Below are 1,790 nucleotides of genomic sequence, written 5' to 3'. Positions count from 1 at the left end.
CGGCTCCGGATCGGTGGTGTGCGGGGAACTCAGAGCCTGTTCTTGAAGCGCCAGCTCTCGTTGCCGGTCTCGACGATGTCGCAGTGATGAGTGAGCCGGTCGAGGAGCGCGGTGGTCATCTTGGCGTCGCCGAAGACGGACGGCCATTCGCCGAAGGCGAGGTTGGTGGTGACGATGACGGAGCTCTGCTCGTAGAGCCTGCTGACCAGGTGGAAGAGCAGTTGTCCTCCGGACTGTGCGAAGGGCAGATAGCCGAGTTCGTCGAGGACGATGAAGTCCATGCGGGCGAGATAATCGGCCATGCGGCCCTGGCGGCCGGCGCGGGCTTCGGCCTCGAGCTTGTTGACGAGATCGACGACATTGAAGAAGCGGCCGCGAGCGCCGGCGCGGATGCAGGCCCGGGCGATCGCGATGGCGAGATGGGTCTTGCCGGTCCCGGTGCCGCCGACGAGGACGACATTGCGCTGATGGGCCAGGAAGTTGCCGCCAGCGAGATCGTGGACGAGCGCCTCGTTGATCGGCGTGTCGTCGAAGGCGAAGTCGGCGATGTCCTTGGCGAGCGGCAGCTTGGCGATAGTGATCTGATACTTGATCGAACGAGCCTGCTTCTCGGCGATCTCGGCGGCGAGCAGATCGCCGACGACGCGCTGGGGCTCGTGCTGGCGCTTTACCGCCGAGGCGATGATCTCGTCGAAGGCGGCCTTCATGCCATAGAGCTTGAGCTCGCCCATGGTGGCGAGAATCTCCGAGCGTTCCATCACACGGCTCTCCTGAGGCTGTCGTAGCGGGCACAATCGGCGGCGGGCTCATGGCGCAGCCGCAAGGCATCGGGCGTCATGATCGTGATCGCTGCCGCGGGCTCGCGGCGCCGGGCCAGGATGTTGATGATCACGTCGGCGGAATGGACGCCTTGCCGCAGAGCGTCCGCGCAGGCGGCTTCGACGGCAGGCAGCCCGTCGCTGAGCACCGCCGTGAGGATCTCGACCATCTGCCGATCGCCGTCTTGAACGGCAGCGAGCTTGCGCCGGACCCGGTCGATCGCGCCGGGCAGAACCCAATCCTTGAAGGGCGCGCCATTACGCAGAGCGCCCGGCTTGCGAGCCAACACCGGGACATAGTGCCAGGGATCGTAGATGGTCTGGTCGCGGCCGTAGCAGCGGGGATGCTCGCCGACGAGGCGCCCGTCCTGGCGCAGTTCGATCCGATCGGCATAGGCGCGGATCTCGACGGGACGCCCGACCGCACTCGCGATGACCGAGTACTTGTTGTTGTCGAAGCGCACGAGGCAGGTCTTCGACACCGAGGCCGGCAGCGCATGGAAGCCATCGAACCGCCCGGCGTAAGGCACGAGGCTCGGCCGCTCGGCTTCGAACATCTCCCAGATCGTGCGGTCACGTTGCTCCGGATGGCGGTGAGCCTTGGCATAGCGGAGCACCTGATCCATCAGCCAGGCGTTCAACTCGTCGTAGTTCTTGACCCGCAGGCGCGGGGCGAAGAAACGCTCCCGCACGAGCCCGACCTGGTTCTCGACCTGTCCCTTCTCCCAGCCGGAGGCCGGCGTACAGGCGACGGGATCGACCAGATAATGGCTGCACATCTGCTGGAAGCGGCGGTTATAGGCCCGCTCCTTGCCGACGAAGATCGTCTCCACCGCGGTCTTCATATTGTCGTAGATGCCGCGCGTGCAGGCGCCTTTGAAGAAGGCGAAGGCCCGGTCATGGGCGTCGAAGACCATCTCCTGGCTCTCGCGCGGATAGGCCCGCACGAACAGCATGCGCGAGTGACAAAGC

The 1,790-nt window shown here is 65.5% G+C and carries 2 protein-coding genes; both read right to left on the bottom strand.

Translation table 11 applies throughout. The features are described 5' to 3' along the window. Positions 1 to 29 precede the first annotated feature (29 nt). Positions 30 to 758, bottom strand: coding sequence for an IS21-like element helper ATPase IstB (gene istB, locus NUV79_RS25135; protein WP_257735803.1), 729 nt, complete (start codon positions 756 to 758; stop codon positions 30 to 32). Further along, positions 758 to 1,790, bottom strand: a 1,033-nt coding sequence (gene istA / locus NUV79_RS25130) for an IS21 family transposase (RefSeq protein ID WP_257735802.1), incomplete at its 5' end; no start/stop codon positions are given. The genes istB and istA, both read right to left, overlap by 1 nt.

Source organism: Allobosea sp. 47.2.35 (assembly GCF_024655635.1).
In the GTDB taxonomy this organism is placed as follows: domain Bacteria; phylum Pseudomonadota; class Alphaproteobacteria; order Rhizobiales; family Beijerinckiaceae; genus Allobosea.
This window is presented reverse-complemented; position numbering and strand designations above follow the sequence as displayed.